At 37.3% G+C, this 15,185-nt stretch carries 13 protein-coding genes and 1 pseudogene; 9 read left to right on the forward strand and 5 right to left on the reverse strand.

The features are described from left to right. Positions 1–676 precede the first annotated feature (676 nt). From ACQKFG_RS21385 to yyaC, 3 genes are all read left to right on the forward strand, one after another. Positions 677–2,179: an FTR1 family iron permease gene (locus ACQKFG_RS21385; protein WP_427562579.1), complete on the forward strand. Its 1,503-nt coding sequence runs from the start codon at positions 677–679 to the stop codon at positions 2,177–2,179. Beyond that, positions 2,166–2,585: a hypothetical protein gene (locus ACQKFG_RS21390; RefSeq protein ID WP_192204296.1), complete on the forward strand. Its 420-nt coding sequence runs from the start codon at positions 2,166–2,168 to the stop codon at positions 2,583–2,585. Before ACQKFG_RS21385 ends, ACQKFG_RS21390 begins: the two co-directional genes overlap by 14 nt. A 376-nt stretch (positions 2,586–2,961) precedes the next feature. Beyond that, the gene (gene yyaC, locus ACQKFG_RS21395) at positions 2,962–3,492 is read left to right on the forward strand and encodes a spore protease YyaC (RefSeq protein WP_427562582.1); all 531 of its coding nucleotides are present in this window, start codon (positions 2,962–2,964) and stop codon (positions 3,490–3,492) included. Positions 3,493–3,585: 93 nt separating this feature from the next. On the opposite strand, the gene ACQKFG_RS21400 is transcribed toward yyaC, so the two are convergent. Next, the gene (locus ACQKFG_RS21400; RefSeq protein ID WP_353872804.1) at positions 3,586–4,896 is read right to left on the reverse strand and encodes a CitMHS family transporter; all 1,311 of its coding nucleotides are present in this window, start codon (positions 4,894–4,896) and stop codon (positions 3,586–3,588) included. A gap of 250 nt (positions 4,897–5,146) precedes the next feature. Then, a complete protein-coding gene (locus tag ACQKFG_RS21405; RefSeq protein WP_353871827.1) occupies positions 5,147–6,010 on the reverse strand; it encodes a LysR family transcriptional regulator in 864 nt (287 codons plus the stop codon). 148 nt (positions 6,011–6,158) lie between these two features. On the opposite strand from ACQKFG_RS21405, the gene ACQKFG_RS21410 reads away from it, so the two are divergent. Both ACQKFG_RS21410 and ACQKFG_RS21415 read left to right on the forward strand, forming a co-directional pair. Beyond that, complete coding sequence (locus ACQKFG_RS21410) at positions 6,159–7,286, forward strand: 2-methylaconitate cis-trans isomerase PrpF family protein (RefSeq protein WP_096340736.1); 1,128 nt, start codon at positions 6,159–6,161, stop codon at positions 7,284–7,286. 57 nt (positions 7,287–7,343) lie between these two features. Next, the gene (locus tag ACQKFG_RS21415; protein ID WP_427562587.1) at positions 7,344–7,490 is read left to right on the forward strand and encodes a hypothetical protein; all 147 of its coding nucleotides are present in this window, start codon (positions 7,344–7,346) and stop codon (positions 7,488–7,490) included. Positions 7,491–7,940: 450 nt separating this feature from the next. Here the strand turns inward: ACQKFG_RS21415 and tcuA are convergent, their stop codons facing one another. Continuing rightward, on the reverse strand, positions 7,941–9,452 hold the full coding sequence (gene tcuA / locus ACQKFG_RS21420; protein ID WP_427562590.1) for an FAD-dependent tricarballylate dehydrogenase TcuA: 1,512 nt from the start codon (positions 9,450–9,452) through the stop codon (positions 7,941–7,943). A 268-nt stretch (positions 9,453–9,720) separates the two neighbouring features. Here tcuA and ACQKFG_RS21425 point away from each other — a divergent pair, with 268 nt between their 5' ends. The 4 genes and pseudogenes from ACQKFG_RS21425 to ACQKFG_RS21440 all read left to right on the forward strand — a co-directional run. Continuing rightward, a complete protein-coding gene (locus tag ACQKFG_RS21425; RefSeq protein WP_427562593.1) occupies positions 9,721–10,587 on the forward strand; it encodes a LysR family transcriptional regulator in 867 nt (288 codons plus the stop codon). Positions 10,588–10,628: 41 nt separating this feature from the next. After that, on the forward strand, positions 10,629–11,744 hold the full coding sequence (locus tag ACQKFG_RS21430; RefSeq protein WP_427562596.1) for an AbrB family transcriptional regulator: 1,116 nt from the start codon (positions 10,629–10,631) through the stop codon (positions 11,742–11,744). A 400-nt stretch (positions 11,745–12,144) separates the two neighbouring features. Continuing rightward, a complete protein-coding gene (locus tag ACQKFG_RS21435; RefSeq protein WP_427562599.1) occupies positions 12,145–13,467 on the forward strand; it encodes a CitMHS family transporter in 1,323 nt (440 codons plus the stop codon). A gap of 122 nt (positions 13,468–13,589) precedes the next feature. Next, positions 13,590–14,268: pseudogene (locus tag ACQKFG_RS21440) on the forward strand (IS3 family transposase); the annotation flags it as partial. 72 nt (positions 14,269–14,340) lie between these two features. Here ACQKFG_RS21440 and ACQKFG_RS21445 read toward each other — a convergent pair. Beyond that, positions 14,341–14,469, reverse strand: coding sequence for a hypothetical protein (locus ACQKFG_RS21445; protein WP_349730315.1), 129 nt, complete (start codon positions 14,467–14,469; stop codon positions 14,341–14,343). A 477-nt stretch (positions 14,470–14,946) separates the two neighbouring features. Beyond that, on the reverse strand, positions 14,947–15,168 hold the full coding sequence (locus ACQKFG_RS21450) for a hypothetical protein (protein ID WP_427562603.1): 222 nt from the start codon (positions 15,166–15,168) through the stop codon (positions 14,947–14,949). Positions 15,169–15,185: the final 17 nt, after the last annotated feature.

The raw sequence follows: 15,185 nt of genomic DNA on the forward strand, positions 1-15,185 counted from the left end.
GATACAATATACACGGGTGTTTACATTTTCAACAAAAAAAGCCCTCACAATGAGGACCTGAAAAAAAACTACTCTAAATTTAATCAACCACGGAAGAAATTGCAGCACTAGCTGCCGTAATGTTCCATACATTTTATTATTACCATGCTTAAAAGGGGCGGTTGTTCAACTAACCTCCCTCTATGAACATTGATGTATCAACGGTTTGCACCACTCGGTGTATTAGGGGAATTATTTTTTTATCCTACTTTTAAACAGAGTATTGAAATTCTGGTTTTTATTACTAAATTGAGGGTACGCTTCGCTAAAACTAATGGAAATCATTAGCTATTTTCTCCACTATGTGATGCACAATAGATCTCTGCGAAACTTATGATGACGTACCCTCCCATGTCTCTTAGCGTCATTTGCGCTTACATTCCTTCGTTCGGTCTATTCATAAGGCAGAGGCCTGCTAAGCTGCCCCGGGGACTCTTGGTCTTAGTTTAGTAATGTTGCGGGCTTCTCCGTGTCATCCTACTTGTTTTAAATCGACCCCTTCATATCAGAATATTTATTGACATCCATTAATAAAGAACGTATAGTTTCTATGAATATAATTGATAGTGATTTTCATTACTGATTACAAATTTTTTTTTTACATAACAAGATACTTTTCAATCCATAGGGGGCCTTTATGAAAATCAAGTTAGTTACGACTTTTTTAATTTTACTCACAGCTTTTGTCATTTTACCAATAAATAGTTTTGCAGCTAATGCATCCGATGATATGAAAAAGGCAAATGAGATAATTGTAGAATCTATCCAATCTGTGGATAAGGGGGACACAAAGGAAGCTTTTAAGCAATACAAAACCTTTACATCTACTTGGATTTCTATTGAAGATGGAGTGAAAAACCATTCTCAGCCAGCCTATCATGATATTGAAGATAACATGGGTCAAGCTCAGTTCGCTTTTGCTCAGCAGCCTGTGGATAATGAGAAATTAAAAAATGCACTTATTAGATTAAAAGAGACCAATCAAAAGTTTATAGAGGGTAAGTATTCTTCTTCATCTAAAAGTGGTAAAAATTCAGGTACCACTGGAAATGTAGCAGAACTTGTGACACTGCTAAATCAGTCTCTTTCGAAGATTAATGATAATGATATCGAAGGCGCAAGAGGGGACATAGAGAAGTTCCGAAAATCATGGTTGAATGTCGAGGGAATTGTCCTTACTCAATCCTCAAAGATATATGGTAATGCAGAAAGGGATATGGTTGCTAGTTACGCCATGCTATCCTCCAATCACCCAGATGTACCAGGTGCAAAAAAAACGATTGAAGGTATGCGTGATTACCTCTCTCCACTGGTAGCAAAGACAAGTTATACGATGCTTGATGCAACGACCATTCTTCTTCGCGAAGGATTGGAAGGATTGCTTGTAGTGGTGGCTTTGCTTGGATTTTTGAGAAAAGCTGGCCATGAAGCGAAAAGTAAATGGATCTGGTACGGAGTAGGAGCCGGACTTGGAGTAAGCCTTGTACTTGCCGTAATTGTAAATCTATTATTTTCTGCTGGTGCATTCGGCAGTAACAATTTTTTGATATCCGGCTGGACAGGGATATTTGCAGCAGTGATGCTTCTATATATGAGTTATTGGCTTCACAGTAAATCAAGTCTTGCTGAATGGCAACGATATATTCGCACACAAAGTACAAAAGCACTTGATACCGGTAGCTTGTTCTCCCTAGCCATTCTTTCGTTCCTGGCTGTTTTCCGTGAAGGAACAGAGACTGTCCTATTCTTTATCGGGATGGCTGCTTCCATTAAGTTAGCAACGCTTTTACTTGGGATTGCCATTGGGCTGATCATCCTTGTAATTGTTTCATACCTCATACTCAAGGTAGGTTTGAAAATTCCAATGCGTCCATTCTTCCTCGTATCAAGCATTTTGATGTTCTACCTATGTATTAAATTTGCAGGCATGGGGATTCATGGGTTGCAGCTTGCCGGGTTATTACCGGCAACTCAAGCACCCATCCCTAGCATTGACTTTTTCGGTGTATATTCAACCTGGGAAAGTATTATCCCTCAGGTGATCTTACTTATAATTGCTGTTATTGCAGCACTTTTAAATAAAAGAAAAGATAGTAAAATAAAAGTACATACTGGAGGTAACAAAATTGAAATCTCGTAAATTACTAGTTCCTATCATCGTAGTAGCTGCATTAAGCTTAACTGCTTGCGGTACCAATAACGAAAAGAAAGCTGATGAAACCAAGAAAACCGAACAGTCCTCTCCAAAATCTGTTTCCATTAGTGATGGCGTGAAGGATATGAAACAAACGATTGCTGACCTAAATGCACAGCTAAAAGCCAAGGATGCTACAAAAGTAAAAGAAAGTGGAGCGAAGCTTGAGGAATATTGGCAAACATTTGAAGACGACGTGAAAGCTAAAAGCCCGGATCTATATGGTAAGGTCGAAACTCCCCTTCACACAATAGAAGCTGGTGCAACGTCTTCCCCTCTTGATGCGCCAACACTTACAAAAGCGGCAAAAGAGTTAGATGGTATTTTATCTGAAGTTCAAAATTTAAAATAACAGGTAATCATTTTATTTTAGTTAAACCATAGAACAAAAAAGGATAGAGCCTATAGGCTCTATCCTTTTTTGTAGGTAGGAATCATAGTTATTGACTGTAAATAATCAGTATTATGTTAATTAATTTTTATATTGGTGTACTTAGTTGTAGTTTTAAAATAAAATTCGTTACGTATTCTAGTTGTAAACCAACTCCCACTTCCTCGCCAAATAACTTAACTGGCATGTTTTGAATTACTGCCATTTTTTAGAGTGTTTAACTATCATTCTCAAGCATATGCTTATATTTACATGCATGATGTCCTTTTTGTTCGTATAATAAAACAAAAGGGAATTAAGATGAGTCTAATTTACAAGAAGAGGAGCAATTTGTTCAGTGGAACCAAAAGGCGAAGAAATAAACTGCTTAGCATTAAAAGTCAAAGAGATTATTCAATCTTCTGGATGTCAAAATGAAGATGTAATCTTTCTGTGCATTGGTTCGGACCGATCAGTTGGGGATTCATTAGGCCCTTTAGTCGGGACAATGCTTAAAGAACATACGGTGCCTTATCGTGTTTACGGTACTTTAGAAAATCCCGTTCATGCATTTAATTTAGAAGACACGTTGAAACAAATTAAAAAACAATTCAAAAAGCCTCTTATTTTTAGTGTGGATGCTTGTTTAGGGAATCAAAACCAGGTCGGCTATGTTTATTTGAAGGATGGACCTCTTGTCCCTGGGAAAGCTTTAAAAAAATTATTGCCGGAAGTGGGAGATTATCATATTACAGGAATGGTCAATTATATAGATCCGCTGCCAACCATGCAATTTTTAAATGATACTCGTCTATACACGGTTATGAACCTTGCGAAAACAATCGTAAAAATAATTACTCAAGCTACCGGCGAGGATCCTGGTACTTAATAAAAAAATGGGCAGTGCCAAAACCACTATTAATAATTGGTTTTGCCACTGCCCTATTTCGTTTAAGTCCGAAGAATTTGGTTAGATAACATTTTAAACAATAGCCCCTGTCAAGATAGCAACAATGATAAGGACTAATGAACAAATCAGAGCCCATTTAAATGCATACCGCTGTAGTTCCCCGATATCTGTTTTTACCATCCCTACTAGTAAAAGAGTAGATGCCACGAGTGGACTTAAGAAATGTACAGGCTGGCCCAGTACGGAAGCTCTGGCAATTTCTAAAGGACTCACTCCATAAGCTTCTCCTGCTTCGGCAAGAATTGGCAAAACACCAAAGTAGTAAGCATCATTGGATAAAACGAACGTAAATGGCATGCTGGTGAACGCAACGACCATCGGTAAAAAAGAGCCTAAAGAATCCGGAATGATGGCCACTAATGAATTGGCAATGGCGTCTACCATTTTCGTTCCAGAAAAGATCCCTGTGAAAATACCAGCCGCAAATACTAATGTGACGACGGTTATAGCGTTTCCTGCATGTGACACGATCCGCTCTTTTTGCTGTTCTAGATTAGGGTAATTAATGATTGAAGCAAGCACAAACCCGATTAGAAACAACACAGGTACTGGTACGAAGCCCATTACAAGTATGACCATAACCGTGAGCGTCAACAAAAGATTGACCCATATTAATTTAGGGCGCTTTAAATCGTCTTGTATGGCGGAAGCTACCGCTGCTTCAGCAAGAGCCCCTTTCATTTCTGGTGCAGCTTTGATATGAACAACACCAAGCCTTTTGCGCTCTTTTTTCCCAAGTACATAAGCGGTAAAAAGAATAGCTGCAATACCTGCGAATAGTGTTGGGATAATCGGGACAAAGAATTCATTTGCATCGAGACCTAAAGATGCTATTGCTCTTGTTGCAGGTCCTCCCCAAGGAGTCATACCACTCATAATACTGACAGCCAGCATAGAAATAGTGGCAAGAATAAGTGGATTCATACCAAGTCGTAAGTAAAGAGGCAGCATAGCGGAAATCGTAATCATGTGAGTCGTGGTACCATCACCATCTAAGGCAACGGTCATTGCGATTACTGCCGTTCCTATCGCTATTTTAACCGGATCCCCTTTTACGATTTTTAACATAGTTTTAATAAGTGGATCAAATAATCCAGCGTCAATCAGAACTCCGAAGAACAAAATAGCGAACAATAGCAAAGCGGCTGAAGGTGCGACAACCTTTATTCCATCGAGCATCATATCTCCGAGCCCTGGACCAAATCCGCCAATTAATGCAAAGATAATTGGAACGACCACAAGAGAATTAACAGGTGATAACCGTTTAGACATGATTAAATAAGTAAAGACAACGACCATTGAAATCCCAAGTAACGTAAGAATATGAATCCCCTCCTATTAAAGAAACCGCTTACAATCAGATAAAAAGTTTGAATAGTTAAAAAACATTATATAATATTTTCTGTTCCCTGTTGATTTGGTTTCTATTTTTAGAATAGTTCATTTCTTAAAATAAGTGAAATACATATTTTTTTTACTTTTTCGAAAAAAAAACTTATAATCCATTTTATATTAAATTAAGAAGTCGAAAAAGCACAATGAAATTTTCAATAAATTCCAATGTGCTTTTTCGTTAAAGATTGGAATTTTTATTCAAGAAATCAATAAAGTTTTTCACAGTAGATAGTTTTAAAGAATCCTGGTTATACATTAACCATGTATTTCTTAAGACTGGCTTCCCATTTTTGTAAGATAACCCGTATGTATGCAAGTTATCTGAAGGCTGCAGGCATATTTCCGGCAAAATAGAAACACCAAGATCATTTTTGACCATTTCTTTGCACGTCTCCTGCCGATCTGTTTCCATAGTTACAAATGGTGGCTCCGGGAATCTATCATGCCACCAGCCATTTATTAAGTTTTTTAAAGAACTGTCTGTTTTATAATTTATGAATGGAAGTTGTGGCAAATCTTCTAAGTCTACCTCTTTTTTAGAGATTAAACAAAGTCTTTCTTTATGCAGTAACGATTTGATTCCATACCATTCATAGTTTCCACGCAGAATGCCTAATTGAACACTAGAGGAATCCAGAAGATGCATGATTTCTGTACTCCAGCCTGTATTCACATTAAATTGTACATGAGGATATTGTGTTGAAAACTTTTTCAATATTTCTGGTAGTTTATATTGGGCAAAGTTGCTGGAAACGCCAAGCCTTAAAGTTCCTCTAACCTCATTTTTCATATTCAGCATATAATCTTTCGTTTTTTGCAACTTTTTCACCATTTCTTCCGCATAGCCCGCTAAATGTATCCCTTCGGAAGTAAACTCAATGCCTCCTTTTATTTTGAAAAATAAGTTCGTGCTAAATTCTTTTTCTAAATTTTTAAGCCGGTACGTTAACGCCGGCTGCGATATATATAAACGCTCCGCGGCACGGCTAATGTTTTTTTCTTCATATAGTATCCTTATCGCAATCCAATCTTTTTCGTCCACTTAACCATCCCCCACATTTAGATTATAAGTTTTTTTATCATTTTTATTAAAAAAATATGTATTTTACTTATGAATCAACTTATCATACTATATTTTCAAAGGAACAGGAAGTGCTATAAATATTGTCTTGAGAAAAGGTGGTTATACAATGAAAGTACCAGTAGTTGTAATGCGCGGCGGGACAAGTAAAGGTGTGTTCCTTAACTTTGAACATATGCCTTCGAATCGCTCACACTGGGAAGGTTTCTTACTTGACGTGATGGGCAGTCCGGATCGGAGACAGATTGATGGTCTTGGAGGAGCGAATTCATTGACAAGTAAAGCTGCGATTATCAAAAAATCGGATTCACCAGAATTCGATGTGGAATATACATTTGCGCAGATCAGCATCGATAATCAAATGGTTGATTTTAAAGGGAATTGTGGTAATATTTCATCTGCTGTAGGACCTTACGCAATTGAGCACGGATTAGTTCCGGCAAAAGAACCTGTTACAACGGTGAAAATTTTTAACACGAATACACAGAAATTGATTATTGCAGAAGTAGAGGTTGAAAATGGACAAGTGAAAACAGAAGGCAGCTGCTCAATTCCAGGCGTGCCTGGTAAAGGATCACCTATCTATCTTTCTTTTACTCGTGCTGAAGGAGCAGTTACAGGAAAACTATTCCCTACAGGAAATCCAATTGACATGATTAAAACGAAGGATCGACTGATTCAAGTTTCAATCATTGATGTTGCTAATCCACTTGTTTTTGTAAGGGCACAGGATATTGGTCTAAACGGAAGCGAATTGCCCACTGAATATTCACCGGAAAAATTAAATGAACTAGAAGAAATCCGGTCAATTGCAGCTGAAATGTGTCAATTTTCCGATAAGAAATCAGCAACTGTCCAATCTCCTGCTGTGCCTAAAATGACTCTAATTGCTCCTCCTATGGATTACGTCGATTTAAACGGATTGGAAAGAAAAGCGTCAGAGATGGATTTGATGATCAGAATGATGTCGATGCAAAAGCCCCATCAAGCGCTTGCTATTACAGGGGCAATCTGTGCAACTGCAGGAGCTTACTTACAAGAAACGATTTTATCGGATATGGTGGACATCAAACAGGAAATTTTTCGATTAGCCCACCCGGCGGGGATAATGGAAACAAAAGTTGATTTTTTGGCAGGACACATTCGCGCTATTAAAGTGGTACGCACAGCAAGAATCATTTTAGAGGGATACGTGTACACGAAAAATAATTACGAACTTACCTATCAATTAGCTTGACTTGAATTGATTTGCAAATTACGCAAAAAAAATCATCTATCACTTGGAGGCTTTGCAATGTGGGTCATCACTGTCTTTTTAAAAGGAAATATTAAAATTTTTGAATTTGACACAGAAAAAGAAGCGAAAGAACTATTCAAAATTATGAAAGGCACTAAAATTCTTTCCGAAATAGTTTACTTCAATGATCCTTGTTTTGTATAAGTGAGTTTTCAATAGAGCCCAGACTCTAATGTATCTCCAACTATCCGATGCCTATAAAATTCAATTATAAAATAGGATTGGGAATAGATGAAAAATTTCCGGGGGCAGCGCTCACACTTATACAAGTTAGGATATGGATACTGAATCCAGATTTTCATGGTTACTAGAGTATTTAAGCAAAAAGAAAACTAATTGTTATCTATCATCCTTGTTATATATCCACAAACCAACCCATTATTTATTGTCTGGCCATCAGGATGCTTAAAGCTATACTCTAACTCATATCCCTATATGATATGAGTTTTAGTCAATGCATAAAGACTTTTAATATTTGAAGTACCAAACAGCCAAGAGCTATTTTAAGCCTTGGCTGTTTTTCATTCTTCTATTTAATGTATCCCTAGACTTTTTGGACAAATTCTTATCTAAATAACTATGCACGGAAAAGACTCAATGATTATTGACCGCTTCAACCATTTCTTGAATATAGTGGGCTGCGGATGAACCAGCTAATTTTCCAAAGACTGCGCCAGACATTAACCCGGATCCACCAGGATAGTTTTCATAATAAATCCCCCCAATCATTTCACCAGCCGCGAAGAGACCTTTTATCGGTTGTTCTTCTTTGTCTAACACATGACCCGTAGCATCTACATGCAAACCACCGAACGAAAAGGTGATTCCACACGTTACAGGGAAAGCATAGAATGGCCCTTGCTCAATTCGAAGTGCCCAGTTGGATTTAGGAGGAGTAATTCCTTTCGTTCCTTTGCCATCTTTCTCTGCGGGTCTATACTCGCCATCTTGTACGGCACTGTTATATTCTTCGATCGTTTTAAGGAATTGTGTTTGATTGACCGGCAGTAAACTAGCCAACTCTCCAAGTGTATCTGCTTTATAAATAGTCGCTTCTTCAAGGTCATATTCTTTACGCAGCATCGGGCGTACCTGTGCATCATAAATTTGATATGCCACATGTCCAGGCTGTTTTAATACCTCACGTCCGTATTTGGCATAGGTGTAATTTCGCAAATCTGCTCCTTCATCAACAAAACGTTTCCCTTCATTATTAAGCATGACACTGTACGGATAAGAATGCTTTTTAAAAATATCTCCCGGCTTCGTGAAGTCTCCTACTTTTGGCGCGTTATAATCTGTCCCAATCGAATGACATCCAGACCACTGCCCAAATTTTTGAGCCCCGACTGCCATAGCCATGGAAATGCCGTCTCCTGTGTTGAATTCGGTTCCACGAACAATTGCCGCTTCCCATTCTTCACCAATATTTTCAGATCTCATTTGCTTATTGGCTTCAAAGCCGCCACAAGCCAAAATCACACTGGACGTCCGAACTGTTACCATTGTATGATCCTTCTCAACAACGACACCGGATATAGTGTTATTCTCTGATACAAGCTCCACAGCACGTGAATCGTACCAAACGTCGATGCCAATTTCTTCTGTCCGCGCAAAGAGCTGTCTCATTAAGCCAACGCCTTTATCTTCCGTTTTGATAGGCAGTCCTCCCCAGAAATTGCGCTTGCCATCTTGTACGAAAGATTGATTTTCAAAATTCAATTCAAATTTTATTCCCTGATCACGCATCCACGCAATTGTTTCATACGATTTAGTAACCAGCTGTTTTGCTAATTCAGGATTACTCTGTCCACCTGTTACTCGCATTAAATCATCTAAATAATCAGATTCAGTGTATTCAGGCATAACAATTAACTCTGCTTCTGCGTCTGTTAATTCTGGTATTACTTTTCTGATTGCGTCTAAATTATTGTAGGCAACACGTATGGCTCCATCAGTGAAGAAAGAGTTTCCTCCACGCTTTTCCAATGGTCCTCGTTCTAATACAAGAACTCTAGCACCGCCTTCTTTTGCTGAGATTGCGGCACATAAAGCTGCGTTTCCTGCCCCTACTACAACTACATCATAATTTTGTGCATTTGACATTTTTACCCCTCCTGTTAAGTAGTGATAACTCTTCATGTAAATAATAAGTGAAAATAATAAATAAAAATAATATTGTTTTTTTATTCATTGCCATAAAAAATTTTTATGAAAAAATGCAGTAAACGCGAACAATAGTGAGTCTATTGCTTTACATAAAAAGATAGATTTCTTTTATTCATTAGTTGTATTATACTTTTAGAAATCAAATAAATTATTACTATTTATAATTACCCATAAATATTTTTTATGGTTAAAGGAGAAAAATTTTATGGATGAAAAAGACTGGTTTATTTTAATTACTCTCTACGAAGAAAGAAATATAACAAAGGCGGCACAACGACTATTTATTTCTCAGCCAGCTTTATCCTATCGTATAAAACAGCTGGAAAAAGAGTTCAAAACAAATTTAATCTCTAGAGGCAAAAGAGGTGTCGAGTTTACAGTCGAAGGGGAATACCTCGTTCAATATTCGAAAAATATGCGTAAGCAATTAGGTGCTGCAAAAGAACATATTTCAAATTTGGATAAAAAAGTAAAAGGAACTTTGCGATTGGGTGTATCTGGCTTGTTTGCCCGTTATAAACTACCAGTATTGTTAAAAGAATTTCTAACCCTATATCCAGATGTTGAAATTAGTTTGAAAACTGGATGGAGTTCTCAAATTCATCAAATGCTTCAAAAAGAAGAAGCACACCTCGGGATAGTTAGAGGTCCTTACAAATGGCAGGAAAATAAAGTGTTATTTCAAGAAGAAAAGATTTGTATTGCCTCCAGTAAAAAAATTGAATTAAAAGAACTTCCTTTTCTTCCTAGAGTTAATTATCAGACAGACCAATCGTTAAGGAATACTATTGAGAACTGGTGGCAGGAAACATTTGCGGTACCACCTAAGATTTCAATGGAGGTAGATCGGATTGAAACATGTAAAGAACTGGTTCTTAATGGTTTAGGATATGCCATTTTACCAGAAATCTGTATTAAAAATGATGAACCACTGTATACTTTCCCCATTGTATTAAGCGATAATAGCTATTTGCTTAGAGAAACTTGGGTTTTTTATCGGGATGTGACTACGGATTTAGCACAAGTAAAAGCATTTATTGATTTTCTTAATGATTCTAAACAAAAGAAATAAGACGAATCGAAATAAAACTAGTACAAAGGAAGAGAATTAATATGAAAAAGTGGGATTTAAATAATGCTAGCAAGACAATCCAATTTTCAGTTGCACTTCTAACTGCTTTTATTGGAGGCAGCCTTTTCTCTCTTGTCGGGTTGCCAATCCCCTGGCTTCTAGGTCCACTGGCAGCCCTATTAATTGCATCACGTTTCAAAAACGTTAAATTAATTTGGCCCGTTTCGATGAGAAATACTGGATTGATTATTGTAGGTTATTCAATTGGCATCTCTTTTACCAAGAGCTCACTGTCTGACATGATTAGTCACCTTCCCTCAATGTTGATCCTTACAACCTTAATTGTCCTTGTGTGTGTATGTTCAGCTTTTGTTATGTCAAAATATTCCGGCGTTGACTATCCTACCTCCTTAACGAGTAGTATTCCTGGAGGTTTGTCACAAATTGTTGTGTTTGCAGAAGAAATGAAAGGTATTGATATTACGACAGTAACCTTTTTCCATGTTACAAGGGTGATAATGGTTGTTTTCTTAGTTCCCCTTTTAATTTTCAGTCCTATTTTTGCAGCGAAAAGTACCAATGACTCATCGGATAACGTTATTCCAGAGTGGAGTGATTTATTTCCTCTTATCTTTCTGTTCGCACTTATTTGTTTCCTCGCAGCAAGAATAGGTAAAATATTTAAATTACCAGCTCCTTACTTTTTAGGACCAGTAATCGCTGTTGCTGCAGTAGGCCTTTTTGGTTTGCAGGGACCACCACTTCCTCCTTCACTTCTTGATATATCTCAATTTATGGTTGGCGGTTATATCGGTTTACTATTAAAACCGGAACAACTTGACAACAAAAGAAAAACACTATTATTGGCTTTGATGAACGGACTGATTTTGATCTGCGCAACAATATTTTTTAGTTTTCTACTGACCCAGTATTATGATTTATCGACTATTACGGGTTTTTTAAGTTTAGCTCCTGGTGGAATGGATCAAATGGGAATCATTGCACAAGAAGTAAATGCTGATGTATCTACTGTTACCAGCTATCAACTTTTTCGGATGGCTTTTATTTATGTCGCAGTGCCTCCATTACTAAGATTGGTATTAAAATTAAGTTTAAGAAAAAAAGACAAGTACAGTAACGTTAAAACTAAATATTAATAAAAAAGGAGAGAGCTTTGCTCAAGAACACTGAAAAAGTCTGATTTATAAAGAAAAGAAGGCTATCATCCACAATATTTAGATGATGACCTTCTTTTTAAATACTAAAAATAGCATTAAATTTTAAAAAAGTTCTTAATTGTATCACTTATCCCTTGGCTTTCTTTGCTCTCCTCCCTCCAAACTTTTTTTAAGAATAAATTATTTTGATACCAATACAAAAAAAATATGTATTTAACTTATTGTTCTCCCTGTATTACCTTTAATTAAGAAAAGCGCACAAGCATAGTGTAAAACTTATTAATTTACCAGTTAATTTTTCTGAAGAGTCACAAAATTAATTCTTAGTCATCCAGAGATCAATTGAAAGCGCATTCAAAATTTGGGAGGGGATATAATAATGTTTCTAACAATTTTAGGCATCTCCATGGTTACCGTTTTTACCTATTTAATTATGTCCAAACGTTTATCACCCATTGTTGCTTTAACTTTAGTTCCGATCGTTTTTGCAGGAGTTGGTGGTTTTGGAAGTAAAATTGGCACTATGATGATGGAAGGCATTAAGCTAGTCGCTCCTTCTGCAGCTCTATTATTATTCGCCATATTGTTTTTTGGCATTATGATAGACACGGGCTTATTTGACCCACTTATCAAAAAGTTATTAGAAGTTGTCAAGGGAGATCCTGTCAAAATTTCGATTGGTACCACAATTCTTGCATTACTCGTGGCCCTAGATGGAGACGGTACAACAACGTATATCATTACTGTTTCAGCTTTGTATCCACTTTATAAACGAATCGGTATGAATCCATTGGTTTTAGCCACAGTAGCCATGCTAGCTTTAAGTGTTATGAGTGGCATGACTCCATGGGGTGGACCTGCTACCCGAGCAATAGCAGTATTGGGACTTGATGCATCCGAATTTTTTGTTCCACTAATTCCTACCATGATCGGTGGTGCTCTTTGGGTTATTTTCGTCGCATTTATTTTAGGGAAAAAAGAACGTAAACGACTTGGTGTAATACACATAGAAGAGTTCAAAAATGAAATAGCTGCTACTGTTGAAAATGAAGCCACTGAAACATTTCCTCATATTGACATTAAACGTCCTCGTTTTTTGTGGATTAACTTATTAATTGTGGTAGGCATTATGGTCATGCTTATTATGGGATTGGTACCTTCCCCCATTTTATTTTTGGTCGGTTTCGCCATTGCTTTAATGGTTAACTACCCCAATCTGGAAATGCAAAAAAGACGTATCCTAGCACATTCTGGAAACGCTTTAATTGTTGTTCTATTAGTTTTTGCGGCAGGAGTATTTGCAGGAATCTTTTCCGGTACAAAAATGGTTGATGCTATTGCTAATGGACTGGTTGCGATAATACCTGCTTCATTAGGACAGTTTTTCCCTGTCATTGTTGGCATTACAAGTATGCCATTCACTTTTGTTTTATCGAATGATGCCTATTATTTTGGAGTCCTCCCTATCCTTGCAGAAGCAGCATCAGCCTATGGTATTAGCCCATTGGAAATTGCTCGGGCTTCTATATTGGGACAACCCGCTCATTTAATGAGTCCACTTGTTGCATCAACCATTCTATTAGTTGGTATGGTTGATAAAGACCTTGGAGAATATCAGAAATTCGCATACAAATGGGCCATCTTGACATCATTGATCTTAACAGTATTAACTATAATTAGTGGTGCTATTTCTTTTAGGTAAATTATAAAAGTCCTTGTATACTAGTTTGCAAGGACTTTTGTGGCATTTTTCAGCTAGATGGTTTTTTGATACAACTTTGTTGTCAAATAAAGTTCCATAATTGAAACCATGAAATAAGATTGGAAAACCGGCGTATTACCCTAGAATTACGTAACCGAGGTGCTCACATTAATCATAAAACAGTTCTCCGATTGGATGAATGAACTAGGATTGAAGTCATTGGTTCGCATGAAGAAATACCGTTCGTACAAAGGGAAAATCGGCAAGATTGCGCCCAACATTCTAGCACGTGATTTCAAGGCGGCAAAGCCAAATCAAAAATGGGTTACGGACGTAACTGAATTTCATTTACACGGTGAGAAATTGTATTTATCACCTATTCTAGATTTATTTAATGGAGAGATTATTGCTTACAATATCGAATCACGTCCTGTTTATCCGTTAGTCTCCAAGATGCTTGACCAAGCCTTTATGCGATTGGAATCGAAAGATTCCCCCGTTCTCCATTCAGATCAAGGCTGGCATTACCAGATGAAACAATACTCACATGATTTGAAAAGACATAACATTACACAAAGCATGTCCCTCAAAGGAAATTGTCTAGATAAGGCGGTCATTGAAAACTCCTTTTGCTTATTAAAATCCGAATTACTCTATCTTCAAGAACTTGAAAGCATGGAACATTTCAGACAAGAACTAGAAGAATATATCCATTACTACAATCATCAACGAATCAAGGTAAAATTAAAAGGCATGAGCCGGGTAGATTACCGGGTTCATGCCCTCAAGGCTGCTGCCTAATTAAATAAAGCGTCTAACTTTTTGGGTTCACTTCATACATGGAGCTCTTTATATAATCATTTTCTTCAAAAATTAAAACCTATTGCCTCCCAGCTTTTCAATTTCTGCTGCTGCTTCTTTTAATGCTTCTTCACCACGGCCACAAATTACAACATTCGTTGGTGCCTTCCTTGGCAAACGCGACGGCAAATGCTCTTCCAATACCTTTACTGCCGCCTGTCACGAGTGCCGTTTTATCTTTTAATCCCAGGTTCACTTTAGATCCAATCGGGCGTCTATTGTTGATTATATATTAACAATAACTTCTATTTATAACAAATGAACTATGGCTGATTTTCTGCTCTAATACTCAATAAAGGAGGAAACCACTAAGATGGTTTCCCTTTAAAATGTTCCGTCTTGTTTAGTATAAGTTGTTATTCTTATACTTGCTGAGCAAGGACAATTATCATCACGAATCCCATTTTTTGTTGAACAATTCAAGGAAGCAGAGATGGAATGAGATAAGTGAACTCCTTATACAATAGGAAGCCAGCAAGGGATGCCAATATAGTACTCCCACATTTTATCAGAAATAGCAGATCTTTTTTAGATAATGTTGTACGGATTTTGTCTTCTTCACCGGCTTGTACTTTTGTACCCACTGAGGTTCCATTACCAATTCCCTCCCTAAAGCGATTAAAGGTACACCTGTTTCAAATGCTTCATCACTTCATCGGGTGTCCGCAGGATCCCAACACCCATCACAAGAACACGAACACCGACACGCTCATGGATCATAACAACTCGTGATGTCTGATTGTTATCATCACGGATTGATCCGTTCCAAAAGCCGCCGACAGAAATATGAAGATAATCCAGGTCCTGGTCCGCTCCCACTAATTGCAACGTTTCTTCCATGGTGAGGCCAGTTTTGA

It is taken from the genome of Peribacillus sp. NPDC076916 (genome assembly GCF_050269675.1).
Lineage (GTDB): Bacteria > Bacillota > Bacilli > Bacillales > DSM-1321 > Peribacillus > Peribacillus aracenensis.